This window comes from Tahibacter harae (genome assembly GCF_024437735.1).
GTDB classification, from domain to species: Bacteria; Pseudomonadota; Gammaproteobacteria; order Xanthomonadales; family Rhodanobacteraceae; genus Tahibacter; species Tahibacter harae.
Genome location: NZ_JANFQO010000010.1, coordinates 169,318 through 183,786, shown reverse-complemented (window position 1 = coordinate 183,786; position 14,469 = coordinate 169,318). Strand labels below are relative to the sequence as shown.

Sequence of the window (14,469 nt, the reverse complement as noted above, 5' to 3'; positions counted from 1 at the left end):
GCGGCCTCCTAGGCGGCGCTCAGCGGCAGGTTGCGCTGGCGCTTGCCGGTCAGGGCGAACAGGGCATTGGCCACGGCCGCGGCCAGCGGCGGCACGCCGACTTCGCCGATGCCGCCGGGCTTGGCCGTGCTGGGCACGATATGCACCTCGATCTGCGGCGTCTGGTTCATGCGCAGCACGCGGTAGTCGTGATAGTTGGATTGCTGCACCTCGCCCTTGCGCAGGGTCAGGTTGCCGAACAGTGCGGCGCTGAGGCCGAACACGATGCCCGACTCCATCTGCGCCGTGATGCCGGCCGGGTTCACCGCGATGCCGCAGTCCACCGCGCAGACCACGCGGTGTACGCGGATCTCGCCGCCCTGCAGCGAGACTTCGGCCACCTGCGCGGCATAGCTGCCGAAGGATTCGTGTACGGCGAGGCCGCGCGCGCGGCCTTTTTCCGGCGGCGTGCCCCAGCCGGCCTTTTCCGCGGCCAGATTGAGCACCCCCAGATGGCGCGCATGTTGCTGCAGCAGGTCGCGGCGGTAGTCCAGCGGATCCTTGCCGGCGGCATGGGCCAGCTCGTCGATCAGGCTTTCCATCACGAAGGCGGTATGCGTATGCCCCACCGAGCGCAGCCACAGCACCGGCACGGGCAGCTCGGGCGAATGCAGCTCGACGCGGTGGTTGGCCAGGTCCTTGATGTAGGGCGAATCGGCCACGCCTTCGACCGAGGTCGCGTCGATGCCGTTCTTTATCATCATTTTGAACGGCGAATTGCCCAGGATGGACTGGCCGACGATGCGCTGGCGCCAGGCTGCGGGCTTACCGTCGTCGCCGATGGCGATTTCCGCCTTGTGCACAAAAGCCGGCCGGTAATAGCCGCCGCGGATATCGTCCTCGCGCGTCCACACCGTCTTGACCGGCTTGCCCGCGGCCTTGGCCACGTGCACGGCTTCGACCACGAAATCGCTGGTCGGCGTGGCGCGCCGGCCGAAGCCGCCGCCGAGGAACAGGGTGTGGATCTGCACCTGCTCGGGCTTGAGCCCGGTGATGCGCGCCGCCGCGGCCTGGTCCATGGTCTGGAACTGGGTGCCGGTCCAGACTTCGCACAGGTCCGCGTCTATCTTCACCGTGCAGTTCAGCGGCTCCATCGGCGCATGGGCGAGGAAGGGCACGCTGTATTCGGCCTCGATGCGCTTGGCGGCACCGCTCAACGTCGCCGCCGCGTCGCCGGCCTGGGTCGCGACCAGGCCTTCGGTCGCCGCCTTGGCCAGGAAATCCGTGCGCACGGCATCGCTGTCGAGCGCGGCGCCGGCACCCAGGTCCCAGTCCACCCGCAGTGCATCGCGGCCGCGCTTGGCCGCCCAGAAATGATCGGCGATCACGGCCACGCCGCTGGGCACCTGCACCACGTCGCGCACGCCGGGCACCTGCCTGGTCGCCGTCGCATCGAAGGCGCGCACGGTGGCGCCGAATACCGGACCGCGCGCTACCACGGCGGTAAGCAGGCCGTCGAACTGCACATCCATGCCAAAGCGCGCGCTGCCGTTGATCTTCTCGGGCGAATCCAGGCGCTTGGTCGGCTGGCCGATCAGCTTCCAGTCTTTCGGCTCCTTCAGCGCCACCGTTTTCGGCGGCGCGAGCTTCGCCGCCGCCGGCGCCAGCGTGCCGTAGCTGGCGCGTTCCTCGCCGACGATCACGTAGCCGTTCTCGGTGCGGCAGTCGGCCGGCTTGCGCTTGAAGCGCTGTGCCGCGGCCTGGATCAGCAGCGCCCGCGCCATGGCGCCGGCCTGGCGGTAGCGCTCGAATTCGGTCCAGGTGCTCATGGAGCCGCCGGTGAACTGCATGGGCATGCCATTGGCGAAATAGGCCGGTGCGGCCGGCGCATGTTCGACCTGGATCTTGCTCCAGTCCGCGTCCAGTTCCTCGGCGATCAGCATGGGCAGGGCGGTCCAGATGCCCTGGCCCATTTCCGAATGCGCCAGCAGCACACGGATGCTTTCATCCGCGCTGATGCGCAGGAAGGCGTTGGGAGCGAACTCGGCCGGGGCTTCGGTGGCCTGGGCCAGGCGGTGGGCGCCGGGCACGAAGAAGGCGACCACCAGCGCGCCGCCGGTGAGCGCGCCTTGTTTGAGAAAATCGCGTCGCGACGAATCGAATCGGGCGTTCATGCGCACCTCGCGCTGCAGCAGTTCGCCAGCAGGCCGGCCGCGGCCGGCACGCCGGTTGCGGTGGCGGTATCAGGTCTTGGCCAGCTCGGCCGCGCGGTGCACCGCCGCGCGTATGCGCTGGTAGGTGCCGCAGCGGCAGATATTGCCGCTGAGGGCGGCATCGATATCGGCATCGGTGGGATCGGGCTTGGCCTTGAGCAGGGCCACTGCCGACATGATCTGGCCGGACTGGCAGTAGCCGCACTGCACCACGTCCAGCTCCGCCCAGGCGCGCTGCACCGGATGCGAGGCGTCGGGCGACAGCCCTTCGATGGTGGTGATGGCCTTGCCGGCGACCGCGGCCACCGGCGTGATGCAGGCGCGCAGCGGCGATCCGTCCACATGCACCGTGCAGGCGCCGCACTGGGCCATGCCGCAGCCGAACTTGGTGCCGGTGAGATGGGCGACGTCGCGGATGACCCAGAGCAGGGGCATGTCGTCAGGGACGTCGAACTGCGCGGTCTTGCCGTTGAGGTTCAAGCTGACCATGGAAACTCCCGATGCTGCCTTCAGGGTGGCTCGGTAGTGCGGCAGTGCCGGACGGGTAGGGCGGGCCGGTCTGCCGGGCTAGCTTGGTAGCTGCGGGGCATGGCGTCAACGGGGAGCTGTTCCGGCCTGTGCGCGACGGGGGCTGGCGCAGTCCGCGGCACGAGCACCGCGGACTGCGTTCGCAAGGCTCAGGCCGTTTGTTCGGCCACGGCTTCGGCCGGCGAGGCGGCGCCCGCATCGGCACCCAGCGGCCGGGTGATGAAGTGCACCAGGAAATCCGCCAGCGTCGGCGTCAGCTTGACGTGGGGCAGGTTGCCTTCGTGGCTGTAGGTGACCGAGCCGAATTTGCTCTGGCTCAGGTCCGGTGCCTGGAAGTAATTGCTGCCGCTGATGGCCAGGGCGCTGGTGGTCGGGATGAAGCAGGCGTTCTCTATGTGCAGGTTCTTCACCACGCCGCGCGGCACGGCGTCGAACACGCGCCGGTAGATGGCATCCTCGGGCACGCCGCCCGGCGCCGAGTCCACGCCGCGGCCGCCGTCGGCGGAAATGAAACGGTAGGTGTCGCCGCCATTGCGGAACTGCACCACGGTGGTGCCGGCGGCATTCAGCGGCTGGGTGTAGCAGTCGGCGTAGTACCACAGCGTGCAGGCGTATTTCATCGCCAGCGCACCCGGGGCGGACTGGCGCAGGCCATTGCCGGCGCCGTTGGCGATGGCGATGGTGTCCTGCAGTTCGCGCGGCATGGAGCCCACGCGCTCCAGCTCGCGCAGGAATTCCAGGCGCAGCGGGCTGGGGCCGAAGCGCTGGCCGTTGCTCCACGGCAGTGGGTTGATCCAGGTCAGCAGCAGCTGCTGCGCGGCGGGCGTGGCCATCTGCTTGGCTTCCTTCTCCTCGCCGCGCAGGCCCTGCGCCAGCGCCTGTACCGCGACGGCGAGGTTGGCGCCTTCATGCGGCGTATCCACCGTGAAGAAACGGCTGGTCTGGTGGTGCGGCCGGGTCGGGTCGGCGCGGCGTTCGTGTTCCATGAAGGCCAGGGCGTAGCGTGCGATCAGGCCGCCCATGCTGAAGCCGCCGACGATCAGCGGCTGATTGCCTTCGCGCTCGGCGATGATGGATTCGATCAGCGCGATCAGCGCGTAGGCATTGGCTTCCAGCCGCTGCGGCCCGTCCGGGAAGCGCACCAGCACGATGTCGTGGCCGCGGTTGAACAGCTTGCACAGGAAGCCCGACTGGGCCGCGTAGCGGGTGAGCGTGGGCCAGGGATAGTTGCCCGGGAAGCCTTCCACCATCAGCAGCGGTCGGGTAATGCGCGGCTTGTTGCGGTCGCGGAAGACGAAGGCCTGGGCGCGGACTACTGGAATGCCGGGGCGGCGCAGGGTGGCCGTGACCGGCGCGCGTTCCTCGCGGATGAAGGGCAGGCATTCCAGCGACAGCAGCGGATCCTCGACCAGATTGATCTGGAATGCCGCGCGGCGCAGGCCGGCGCTGCCGCTGAGCTGCAGGCTGACGGTCCAGCTGCCGGTCTGCGGATAGCGCACCGTCACCGGCTGATCGTAGGCCACGTTGCGCCAGCCCTGGCCATCGCCGAAATCCACCTGCAGCGCTTCGTGGAAGCAGGCGTGGCCGAGCAGGCCCTGGGCCGGGAATACGAATTTCACGTCCTGGCCGTAGTGCACCGGCGGCTGGGCGACGAAGGCGCTGTACTCCTGCGGCAGCAGGGCCGAGGCGAGGAAGGCGCGGCGCGATTCAAACAGCTGTTCCGGCGCGTCGAACGGCAATGCGACCGCGGCGCCGGACTGCTGCAGGCGCTCGATCGTGCTCCAGACGCGGCCGCGCACAGTCTGGTAATCCAGCGCGGCGATGCATACCGGCACTTCGCCGCGCTGGTGGTAGTCCGCGGCCAGGGTCTGCAACAGGCCACGCAGCGTCGGTGCCGCTGTCAGGCGGCCCTGGTCGAGTTCGGCCAGGGCCTGCTCCCATTCCTCCTGGCCCAGTACGGGGGCGTCCTCGCCGCCGTCCGCGCGCAGCAGCAGCGAGCGCGCCGGCGCAACGCGGTGCAGGATGCCGCTGGGCACGGTGCGCGCGTCGGCGTGCTGCAATACCTGCTGCAGCAGCTGTTCGCGCGGCGAGGGCGCATGGGTTTCGGTGACTACGGAAGCGCTGCTGGCACTGGTGTCGTTCACGGGATTCTCCCCAGGGAATTGATCGGTGGACGGCGCCGCGCCGGCAGCGGGCGGGAATGCCGCCTGCTTCCGCCGGCACCGGCGGAACGGCGCCGCGCGCGCAGGCGGGCGGCACCTGGCAGGTCTAACGCAGTCCGGCGGGCGTTTTATCAGGCGGGAAAAATCAAACTTGCGGCATCTGCGCCGGGTCGGCGCCACGGTGCGGAACGGCGCGGGGGAATGTTGCCGCGGCCGCGCGGCGGAACGGTATGATCGGCCGCTCCGCCGTCCAACAGCTGCGACGATGCAGGCACCTATTGCGCAAAATGCACCGCTTACCGCGTTGTTGCAGTCGTGGCGGCAGGGCGACGGCGCCTCGCTGAACCAGGTCTTCGAGCAGGCCTACGCGGAGCTGCGCCGCATCGCCGCCGGCCGCCTGCGCCAGGTGGACGGGCGTTCCACCCTGGCGCCGACGGAGCTGATGCACGAAGCCGCCCTGCGCGTGCTGGATGCTCCGGTGGACTGGCACAACCGCGCGCATTTCTTCGCGTCCATGTCCTTGTATATGCGCGCTGTACTGGTCGACCACGCGCGCGCCAGGCTGGCCGACAAGCGCGGCGGCGCGCAGCTGCACCTGAGCCTCGGCGGCGTGGAGGCGGGCGACGAATCCGGCATCGCCGAGCTGCTGGCACTGGAAGATGCGCTGGCCCGGCTGGAAATCCTGGACGCGCGCAGCAGCGCCGTCCTGCACCTGACCTGTTTCGCCGGATTGAGCCGGCATGAGATCGCCGAGGTGCTGAAGGTCTCGGTGCAGATCGTCGACCGCGAGCTGCGCTTCGCCAAGACCTGGCTGAACACGCAGCTGGGCACGGCGCTGTAGCCCGTATGACGCCGGCCCAGTTCGCCCGCGTCAAGGCGCTGTTCGGCCAGCTCTGCGACCTGCCGGAGCACGATTACCTGCCGCGGCTGCACGCCGCCGGCGACGATGCCGCCATCATCGCGGAAGTGCTCAAGCTGCTGCGCGCGGGCAGTCCGGCGACCGATCGCGTCGCCGCGCCGGTGCTGACGGCGCTGCGGCAGGTCGCCGCCGGGCAGCCGCTGCACGGCACGGTGCTGGGCGCGTGGACGCTGGAGGAAGAGATAGGCCGCGGCGGCATGGGCCGGGTATTCCGGGCGCGGCGCAGCGACGGTCATTTCGTCCAGACCGCCGCCGTCAAGCTGTTGTCCGGCCTGGGCAGCCGCGCGGCGCTGGATTATCTGGCGCGCGAGCGGCAGATCCTGGCTTCGCTGTCGCATCCGAACATCGCCCGGCTGCTCGACGGCGGCAGTACGCCGCAGGGGCAGCCCTACCTCGTGATGGAATATGTGGACGGCGTGGCCATAGACCGCTACTGCGCGCAGCAGCGCCTGGCGACTGCGGCGCTGCTGAACCTGTTCGACGCGGTCTGCGCGGCGGTGTCCTTCGCCCACCAGCAGCTGGTCGTGCACTGCGACCTCAAGCCGTCGAACATTCTGGTGACGCCGGCCGGGCGGCCGGTGCTGCTGGATTTCGGCGTGTCCAGCCTGCTTGGCGAAGCGGCGGCCGGTGCCGGCGAGGCCCTGCCGGCGCTGCGCGAGAGTGCGCCGGCTTATACGCCGCGCTATGCCAGCCCGGAACAGAAGGCCGGGCTGCGCAGCGGCACGGCGACGGATATCTACAGCCTGGGACTGGTGCTGGCCGAGCTGCTCGGCGCCCGTGCGGCGGCGGCCGACTGCGCTAGCGACAACGACGCAGAAACGCTGCAGACGCATGCGCTGCCGCGCGACCTGGGCGCCATCCTGATACGTGCGACCCGGCCCGATCCGGCCGCGCGCTATGCCAGCGTCGCCGCCTTCGCCGCGGACCTGGGCCGCTGGCGGCGCGGCCAGGCCGTCGCCGCCCGTGCGGCCACGCCGCTGTACCTTGCGCAGAAATGGACTTTGCGGCATTGGCCCTGGCTCGCCGCCGGTGCGCTGTTCCTGGCCGTGATAATGGCTTTTTCCTGGCGCATGCGCGTGGAGCGCGACAACGCGCTCGCCGCCGAGCGCGCGGCGCTGGCGGTCAAGGACTACATGATCTCGGTATTCCAGGGCGCCGATCCGGAGATCTCCGGCCGGCGCGACCTGCCCGTCTCGGAATTGCTGGATGCGGGCCGCGACGGCCTTGCGGCGCGCCTGCGCGACCAGCCGCTGGTGCTAGCCGAGATCAGCGGCATACTCGGCGGCGTCTACCAGACCATAGGCAAGCGCGAACAGGCCCTGCGCCTGTTCGATGAAGCCATCGCGCTGGAGCGGGGCAACCAGCGCCCGCTCCGGCTGGCCGCGCTGCTGCACCAGCGCGCCTATACCAGCTACGACAGGGAAGATTTTCCCCAGGCCGAGCCCATCGCGCGCGAGGCGCTGCAGATCCGCGAGCGCCTGGCGGCGGATTCGCCGCAGCTGGTCGACAGCCTGCGCCTGCTGGGCACCATCCTGCTTTACCAGCAGCAGCGCGAGGAAGCCCGCACCCTGCTTGCGCGCGCGCTGGCGCTTTCCGTCCGGATCAGCGGCGCGGACAGCGTGGAAACCGCGCGCGTGCATCTGGACCTGGGCCGCTTCCATGGCTATCTCGATCCCATCGCCACCGGCGCCGTCACCCACGCCCGCCGGGCGCGGCAGATCATCGAACAGCGCCTGGGCCGGGATCATCCGCTGTACGCCGATGCGCTGGAAATCCTGGTGCTGGGCCTGAGCACCACCCAGGGTTATGACGAGGCGCTGCCGCTGGCGCGCGAACTCAGCGAAAAACGCCTGCGCTTCTACGGCGAGATCAGCTACCAGGGCGGCTACGGCCTGTATACCTATGCCAACCTGCTCAACGATGCCGGCCAGCGCCTGCAGGCGGTGCCGCTGCTGCAGCGCTGCCTGCGGATCCAGGAGCAACTGGACGGCGTGGGCACGCTCTCCAGCACGCCGCCGCTGCAATTGCTGGCGCGGGTCTACGAAGGGCTGGGCGACTACGACCAGGCCCTGGCCGTACTGGATCAGGTCGCTGCGATCCGCGCGCGGCTGCTGCCCGAGGCCAGCCGCGAGACCGTCGATCTCGACGCCCAGGCCGGCCGCATCCGGCGCCAGCGCGGCGATCTGCTCCAGGCCCAGGCGCTGCTCGAACAAAGCCTGCGCCAGCGCAGCGCCGATCCGGCGACGCATCCCTGCCGCCTGCTGCAATCGCAGCTGGAAATGGCGGCGCTGTGGCGCCAGCAGCGCAGGCTGGAGCAGGCGCAGACGCTGCTCGATGCCATCGATCCCCAGGCCTGCGGCAAGGCGGCCTGGCGCCAGGGCCTGATCGACGCCGAGCGCGCCCGGCTCCTGCAGGCCCGCGGCGATGCGGCCGCTGCCGAGGCGCTGTTGCTGCAGGCCGAGGCCCGCTACGCCGAAAGCCTGGGCGCGCAGCATCCGGACCTGTGGCTGCTGCGCCTGGACCGCGCCGCGTTGCTGGCAGGCCGCGGCGAGACCCAGGCCGCGGCGGCGCTGGCGCGCGAAATAGCGGAAAAGGGCGGGGACAGCATCGCGCCGGGAAGTGCGCGGGCGCAGCGTCTGGATGAACTGAAGAATTTGGCAAAAATTCAAGAAAGGAAAAATCCACGGGCCGCGGGTACGGCGCCGCCGGCGGCGGCCCGCCGCGCGGTGCCGGCCGGCGCGAAGGGCTGACGGCTGCCCGCCGAGCCAGCTCCCGGGACGGCTGCAAAAATACGCCTTTGATCAAATTTTCCCGTCATCGGCCCGTGCTAGCCTGATTTCCCGCCCGTTGCGGATCTGCGCCATGCCCCGCCATCTGCTGCCTTGCCTGGCCGGTTGCCTGCTCACCCTGCTTGCCGCGGCCGCAGTATCGGCCGGCAACCTGGTCGATGCGCCGCTGCCGCTGGAAACCCAGCCCTTCGGTGCGCTGACCCTGGTCGAGGAAATCGACACGGCCGCGGTCGCGCCCAGCTTCCAGAGCCCCGCCGGCGCCAGCAGTGTGGCAGCGCGGCTGGGGCGCAGCGCGCGCGTGATGTCCATGTCGCCGGATGCCAAGGCCCTGGCCTACCGCATCGGCGCCGGCCGCGGTCTGGTCGCCGGCGGCGCCTACGTGCTGGAAGTGGAATATCCCGACGATGTGCCGCGCACGATCTTCGTGGCCAATCGCGGCGCCGACTTCGTGCGCGGCTTCGCCACCGGCAGATCGGTCGGCGATGCGCGCCGGCAGTTCACACGCTCGACCCTGGAATCGCTGGATTATCCCCAGTCGCAGCAGTGGACGGCGTTCCGCAGCCTGTTCTACCTGCACGAGCGCACAAGCACACTGAAGGCCGAGCGCAACGCCGCCTGCGCCAACCGCAACCTGCTGCCGGCCGACGGCTTCGATGTGATGATTTTCCAGAACAAGCAGTGGGACGATCCGGCCGGCAACGGCGTGGCCATCGGCAAGATCCGCCTCTACGCCGTGGCCAATCCCGCCGCACTGTCCGCGTCCATCGCCTATCCGCCGGCGCCGTTGCCGCGGCGGCACCTGTTCTGGCGCGAGGAAATGGCCGACGAGGCCGTACAGTCCAACAACGCCGTCCAGCGCGCCTTCGCCCAGCCCATCGACTGGTTCGAGGCCAAGATCCGCCTGGCAAAGTTCTACGGCTTCAACACCGTCGGCAAGGATCTGATGGAGTGGGGCCACAACCAGGGCTTCGACGGCGGCGATGCGCAGTGGCTATGGAATGCGCAGCCGCCGCTGGTGGATATCTGGAGCCAGATCGTCGCGCGTGCCGGCGCCGCCGGCCTGCCGCTGCTGCCGTATTTCGAATACGGCGGCAGCATAGGCGGCTGCAGCGGGGCGGGCTGCGGCTACCGCTCGCTGGGGGTGCAGCGGCGTACAAAAAAACTCTGGGACGGCACCTATGCGACCTGCGGCAACCTGAGCTACTACACCTGTGTGTGGTGGACCGAGGGCTATTCCGCCGATGTGACCGACCCGGACACGCTGACGGACCTGCAACACCTTATCGACCGTACGGTGCTGGCCCATCGCCATGTGGCCGATTTCGCCGGCATCTGGCTGCGCACGCGCCAGACCAAGCTGCCGATCAGCTTCGCGCCCGCAACGCTGGCGCGCTACAACGCCGAGGTGCCGGCGCAGCCGCGCACCCTGGCCCAGCTGCGCAGTGACGAAGCTTCGCGTGCCAGCTACTACGACTGGTGGTACGCCCGCCGCCGCGCGCTGCTGGTGGCGCTGCGCGACTATCTGCGCACCGGGCTGGCCAATCCCCAGGCCCAGGTGCATTTCACCGCCTATCCCGGGGAACCGCCGCCGCCGGCCTACACGACACCGGCCGAGGCCAATCTCACCAACCTGGTCACTGACGACGTGGCCTGGTGGAACAGCTATGCCGCGACGCTGTCCGGCAACCCCGATCCCGACGTGGCCAACTGGTACCGCTGGCAATGGGGCGGCTATACGCCGGCCCAGGCCCTGGCCCAGCGCCAGCATGCCAATGGCGTGTTCAAGACCTTCGCCATCCCCGCCAGCGGCAGCGAACGTCCCGAGGAAACCCATGCCGCGCCGCCGCCGGACCCGCAGCGCTACGCCGCCACCAACGGCGTCAGCATGACCCTGCCGTTCGGCAGCGGCCTGTATACGGTTGGCGATGTGCAATTGTTCAATGAGTTCAGCAACGACGCCGGCCAGACCCTGACCCATTTCTATCCGCTCAACGAGGACAATGGCGCCGCGTTCGAGGACGCCGCCTGCACCACGCACTACAGCGTCAGTGCGACCGAGCCTTTCCAGGGCCGCGTCGGCTACACCGCCGTCGCGGTGGACCGCGCCGGCCCCTACGTCACCCTGGCCGAGGCGCGCGCGCTGGCCAATGGCAACCCGGTGAATATCGGTTATCTGGAATCGTCCAGCTTTTCCCGCGGCGAGCCCGCCTATGTGCGGCGCTTCAACCGCGCCCTGCTGTCGCTGCCGGCCCTGGCGGCAACCACCCGCGCGGGCGCGGCCAGCGACAGTGCGGTGGTCGTGCGCGAGATCGTCACGGCGCAAGGCAACTACTACGCCGTGATCAATACTGCCATGAGCACGAAAACCGCCGTGTCCGTGCAACTGGGCGGCAGCGGCCCCGTGCAGGATCTGCTCGCGGGCACCGCGCTGGCCTCGGCGCAGCTGCGCTTCGACCTGTATCCTGGCGAGGTGCGCACGTTCCGTGTCGGCGGGGATGCGATCTTTGCCGACGGGTTCCAGTAGCGGCGCCGTTTGCTGCTGCGTTCGTCGTCCCCGCGCGACCGCCTGGAGAGCACCATGCGCACGTCCTTTGCCCTGGCTGTGCTGCTGTACGCCGTGTCCGCCGTCGCCGCACCGCGCGTGCGCAATGACACCTACCTCATGCTGGACAATATTGTCGGGGCGCAGACGGTGACCGTACGCGACGACGGCCGCGTGCAGGCCGAATATGCCTACGACGACCGCGATCACGGCGACCGCATCAGCGCCGTCTGGGTGCTGGCCGCCAACGGCGTCCCGCTGAGCTACCACGGCAGCGGCAACGACTACATGAAGGCGCCGGTGGACGAGCGCTACTGGGTCGAAGGCGGCAAGGCGCGCTGGAAATCGCTGACCGAGTCCGGCCAGAGCAACGATACCGCCGCCTTCTTCCTGCCCGCCAATCCGCCGCCGGAATACTTCGGCGTACTGGCGCGCGCATTGCTGAAAGCACCCGGCCGCCGCCTCGACCTGCTGCCGGACGGAAAGGCCAGCATCGAGGAGGCGGGTGAACTCAGCCTCGGGGAAGGCGCGGCGCAGATCACGCTGCGGCACTATCGCATCAACGGCATCGGCTTCAGCGCCTGGCCGGTGTGGCTGGCGCCCAACGGCGATACCTGGCAGGCCTCGCTATGGGCTTCGACCGTGCCCAAGGGCAACGAGGCGGCCGTGTCCCGACTCATCGCCGCACAGGACAGCGCCGAAAGCGCGTGGAACGCCCGGCTGGCCCGCGAACTGGCGCGCCGGCCGGCCGGCGACCTGGTAATACGCAATGCGCGCCTGTTCGATGCGCGCGATCTCAGCGTGACCGCCGGCAGCAGCGTACTGGTGCGCGGCGAACGCATCGTGCGCGCAGGGCCCGATGCACAGGTCTTCGCGCCCGGTGCCGAAGTGATCGACGCCCAGGGCCGCTTCCTGATGCCCGGCCTGTGGGACAACCATCAGCACATCACCGGCGTCGACGGCCTGCTCGATATTGCCTGCGGCGTGACCAGCGCCCGGGACCTCGCCAACGACACCGATGCTTTCCTTGCGCGCCTGGCGCGCTTCGACGCCGGCAGCGAGATCGGCCCGCGCGTCGTGCGCGCCGGCATGATCGATGGCCGCGGCCAATATTCCGGGCCGACCAAGCTGCATGTGGATACCCCGGAAGAGGCGATACAAGCCGTCGACTGGCTGGCCGACCACGGCTATCAGCAGGTCAAGATCTATATGTCGATCAAGCCGGCGCTGGTGCCGTTGATCGCCGACCGGGCGCATGCGCGTGGCCTGCGGGTGTCCGGTCATGTGCCTGCCTACATGTCGGCGGAACAGTTTGTCGAAGCGGGTGCCGACGAGATCCAGCATTTCAATTATTTCGTGCTCGCCCTGCTGTGGCCCGAGGTCAAGGCCACCAACCAGCACAGCGAACGCTTCGGCAAGGTGGCTGCGCGGGTACGCGACTTCTCGCCGGATCAGCCGCGCGTGCGCGAATTCATTGCCTTCCTGAAAAAGCATCACACGGTGCTCGATCCGACCCTGGGCTTGTTCGAGATGCGTCTGTCCGGCGATCCGAAGAAGCCGATTCCCGGACTGGAAGACGTGGTGCCGCGTTTCCCGCCGGCGGTGCGCCGCAGCCTGCGCAGTGCTGCCTATGCAATACCCAAGGGCGAAGCAGCGGCCTATCGCGAAGCACTGCCGGCCATGTACCGCCTGCTCAAGGCGGCATACGACGCCGGCGTCACCATCGTACCCGGCACCGACGGACTGGCCGGCTATCTGCTGCATCACGAACTTGAACTCTACGCCCGCGCCGGCATCCCGGCGGCGGAAGTGCTGCGCATGGCTACGTTGACTTCGGCGCAGGTCATGGGGGTCGACAACCAGCGCGGCGTGATTGCGGCGGGCAAGCAGGCGGACCTGATCCTGGTCGACGGCGATCCCACGCAGCGCATCGAGGATATCCGCCGCGTCCGGCTGGTGATGAAGGGCGGCACGCTGTACGAGCCGGCGCGGATCGAGGCGGCGCTGGGGATTGCGGCGCGGCGGGATTAGGTTCTGAGGCGGGTGCGAGAGTCGGAAGCGGCGACTGAGCTGCCTGTCCGCGCTTGCCTGCCTGAGGTACGGGTGAGAGCATCGTAGCGGCCTGTCTCCGCCACGTTGAAAGACCGCACCTTCCGCGGACAGGTCAGGCCGCACCACCAGCCAATGCCGTCGATTCGTGCAGGACTCCGACAGCCGGCGTCTTCGGGGCCAGACTGCGCGGCAGATCGGTCTATGGACAGGAACCGAATGGAAGCTGACGACCGCAACCTGCATCGCGCACTCGACCGCAAGGATCCGGCATTGAAGGTCGTCTATCGGCGGGCCGATGAACTCAGGGACGACCCGGAGCAGGTCCAGATCGTCCAGGCTCCCAGCCTGGACAACGACAAGCCCCACGCAGGCCTGAAACCGGTACATGGCTTGTTCGGTTCGGATGAATGGTGGGAGCGCATCCACTCAAGGCTTATCCGCACGGTCCACGTGACCGGAACCATCCGTGATCGGGCGCACGCCGGGCAGGACTCCCGCTGGGGCGACAGCGTCAACGCTTTTCATCTTGAGCAGGACGACGGCAGCGTATGTCTGGAAAGCATCCATGCCGGCAACAAGCAGGATCGCGAGCCGTTCCGTGCTGGAGCCAGGGGCTCCTGCTGGTTTGCGTTGCTGGAATTGAAATCCCGGCCGGCTGCGGACGGCGGCGTCAACTACGCCAGGACCCTGCTTGAGATGGCGGTTTCAGCATGATCCCTGCTTGCCGGCCCATCATTCAGGCCAGGCCGATTCGTCCGGCGGCATGGTCCGGGCGTCAGAATTCTCCGGGGCAGTCCTTTGGAGCTTAGATTTTCCTGGCACGAGCACAATGGACGTTTCTACCCCGTCTGCGAACGTCTCGAAGACCAGTACGCCGGGCATCTTCTTCTCGGCATCCTGGCCGATGACGGTGGTCTTGGGCTGGATCGTCACATCCCCTGGCTGGGGCAGTGCATCGTCCTGTGCGGAAACGTCCTGCGGGGAGAGTCCGTTTCCGAAGATTTCACTACCGAAGTTTTTGCCGCCTGTATTGAACGCGAGTGGACCTCGATCCATTTCATTACATCAGAACCGGACAGCGGCGAGACCATTCAAACCGGCCTGTTCCTGCGCATTGTTTCCGATTGGGTGAAGTTTCTGGAGCGCGGCCTGCACAAGGACTGCTCCGACGTTGTCGTTCACAGCTACAGCCCTTGATCGCATGCTGGTCTGTCGCGCGAAGCCGGATGGTTCGTTCCACCATGTCCCTGCGTTCTTGCGGGCAGCACACATTCACGCCTCGGAT

The 14,469-nt window shown here is 68.5% G+C and carries 9 protein-coding genes; 6 read left to right on the top strand and 3 right to left on the bottom strand.

Going from position 1 to position 14,469, the window contains the following annotated elements; translation table 11 throughout:
- Positions 1-8: 8 nt before the first annotated feature.
- The 3 genes from NM961_RS12745 to NM961_RS12735 all read right to left on the bottom strand — a co-directional run bounded on the left by NM961_RS12745 (position 9) and on the right by NM961_RS12735 (position 4,864).
- Entirely contained in the window at positions 9-2,153 is a 2,145-nt protein-coding gene (locus tag NM961_RS12745) for a xanthine dehydrogenase family protein molybdopterin-binding subunit (RefSeq protein WP_255914769.1), read from the bottom strand.
- A gap of 69 nt (positions 2,154-2,222) precedes the next feature.
- Complete coding sequence (locus NM961_RS12740) at positions 2,223-2,681, bottom strand: (2Fe-2S)-binding protein (RefSeq protein ID WP_255914768.1); 459 nt, start codon at positions 2,679-2,681, stop codon at positions 2,223-2,225.
- Positions 2,682-2,869: 188 nt separating this feature from the next.
- The gene (locus tag NM961_RS12735) at positions 2,870-4,864 is read right to left on the bottom strand and encodes an esterase/lipase family protein (RefSeq protein ID WP_255914767.1); all 1,995 of its coding nucleotides are present in this window, start codon (positions 4,862-4,864) and stop codon (positions 2,870-2,872) included.
- Between the two features lie 283 nt (positions 4,865-5,147).
- On the opposite strand from NM961_RS12735, the gene NM961_RS12730 reads away from it, so the two are divergent.
- From NM961_RS12730 to NM961_RS12705, 6 genes are all read left to right on the top strand, one after another.
- Positions 5,148-5,723, top strand: coding sequence for an ECF-type sigma factor (locus NM961_RS12730; protein WP_255914766.1), 576 nt, complete (start codon positions 5,148-5,150; stop codon positions 5,721-5,723).
- A gap of 5 nt (positions 5,724-5,728) precedes the next feature.
- Positions 5,729-8,551: a serine/threonine-protein kinase gene (locus tag NM961_RS12725; RefSeq protein ID WP_255914765.1), complete on the top strand. Its 2,823-nt coding sequence runs from the start codon at positions 5,729-5,731 to the stop codon at positions 8,549-8,551.
- 112 nt (positions 8,552-8,663) lie between these two features.
- Positions 8,664-11,114, top strand: coding sequence for a hypothetical protein (locus tag NM961_RS12720; protein ID WP_255914764.1), 2,451 nt, complete (start codon positions 8,664-8,666; stop codon positions 11,112-11,114).
- Positions 11,115-11,168: 54 nt separating this feature from the next.
- Positions 11,169-13,163, top strand: a complete 1,995-nt coding sequence (locus NM961_RS12715) for an amidohydrolase family protein (protein WP_255914763.1) — start codon at positions 11,169-11,171, stop codon at positions 13,161-13,163.
- 237 nt (positions 13,164-13,400) lie between these two features.
- Entirely contained in the window at positions 13,401-13,898 is a 498-nt protein-coding gene (locus NM961_RS12710; protein WP_255914762.1) for an immunity protein RhsI2 family protein, read from the top strand.
- An 84-nt stretch (positions 13,899-13,982) separates the two neighbouring features.
- A complete protein-coding gene (locus NM961_RS12705; RefSeq protein ID WP_255914761.1) occupies positions 13,983-14,381 on the top strand; it encodes a hypothetical protein in 399 nt (132 codons plus the stop codon).
- The last annotated feature ends 88 nt before the right edge of the window (positions 14,382-14,469 follow it).

Bases quoted from the DNA above. Each gene is read 5' to 3' on its own strand.
- NM961_RS12710 (WP_255914762.1), top strand. From the start codon at position 13,401: ATGGAAGCTGACGACCGCAACCTGCATCGCGCACTCGACCGCAAGGAT.
- NM961_RS12745 (WP_255914769.1), bottom strand. From the start codon at position 2,153: ATGAACGCCCGATTCGATTCGTCGCGACGCGATTTTCTCAAACAAGGC.
- NM961_RS12730 (WP_255914766.1), top strand. From the start codon at position 5,148: ATGCAGGCACCTATTGCGCAAAATGCACCGCTTACCGCGTTGTTGCAG.
- NM961_RS12725 (WP_255914765.1), top strand. From the start codon at position 5,729: ATGACGCCGGCCCAGTTCGCCCGCGTCAAGGCGCTGTTCGGCCAGCTC.
- NM961_RS12740 (WP_255914768.1), bottom strand. From the start codon at position 2,681: ATGGTCAGCTTGAACCTCAACGGCAAGACCGCGCAGTTCGACGTCCCT.
- NM961_RS12720 (WP_255914764.1), top strand. From the start codon at position 8,664: ATGCCCCGCCATCTGCTGCCTTGCCTGGCCGGTTGCCTGCTCACCCTG.
- NM961_RS12715 (WP_255914763.1), top strand. From the start codon at position 11,169: ATGCGCACGTCCTTTGCCCTGGCTGTGCTGCTGTACGCCGTGTCCGCC.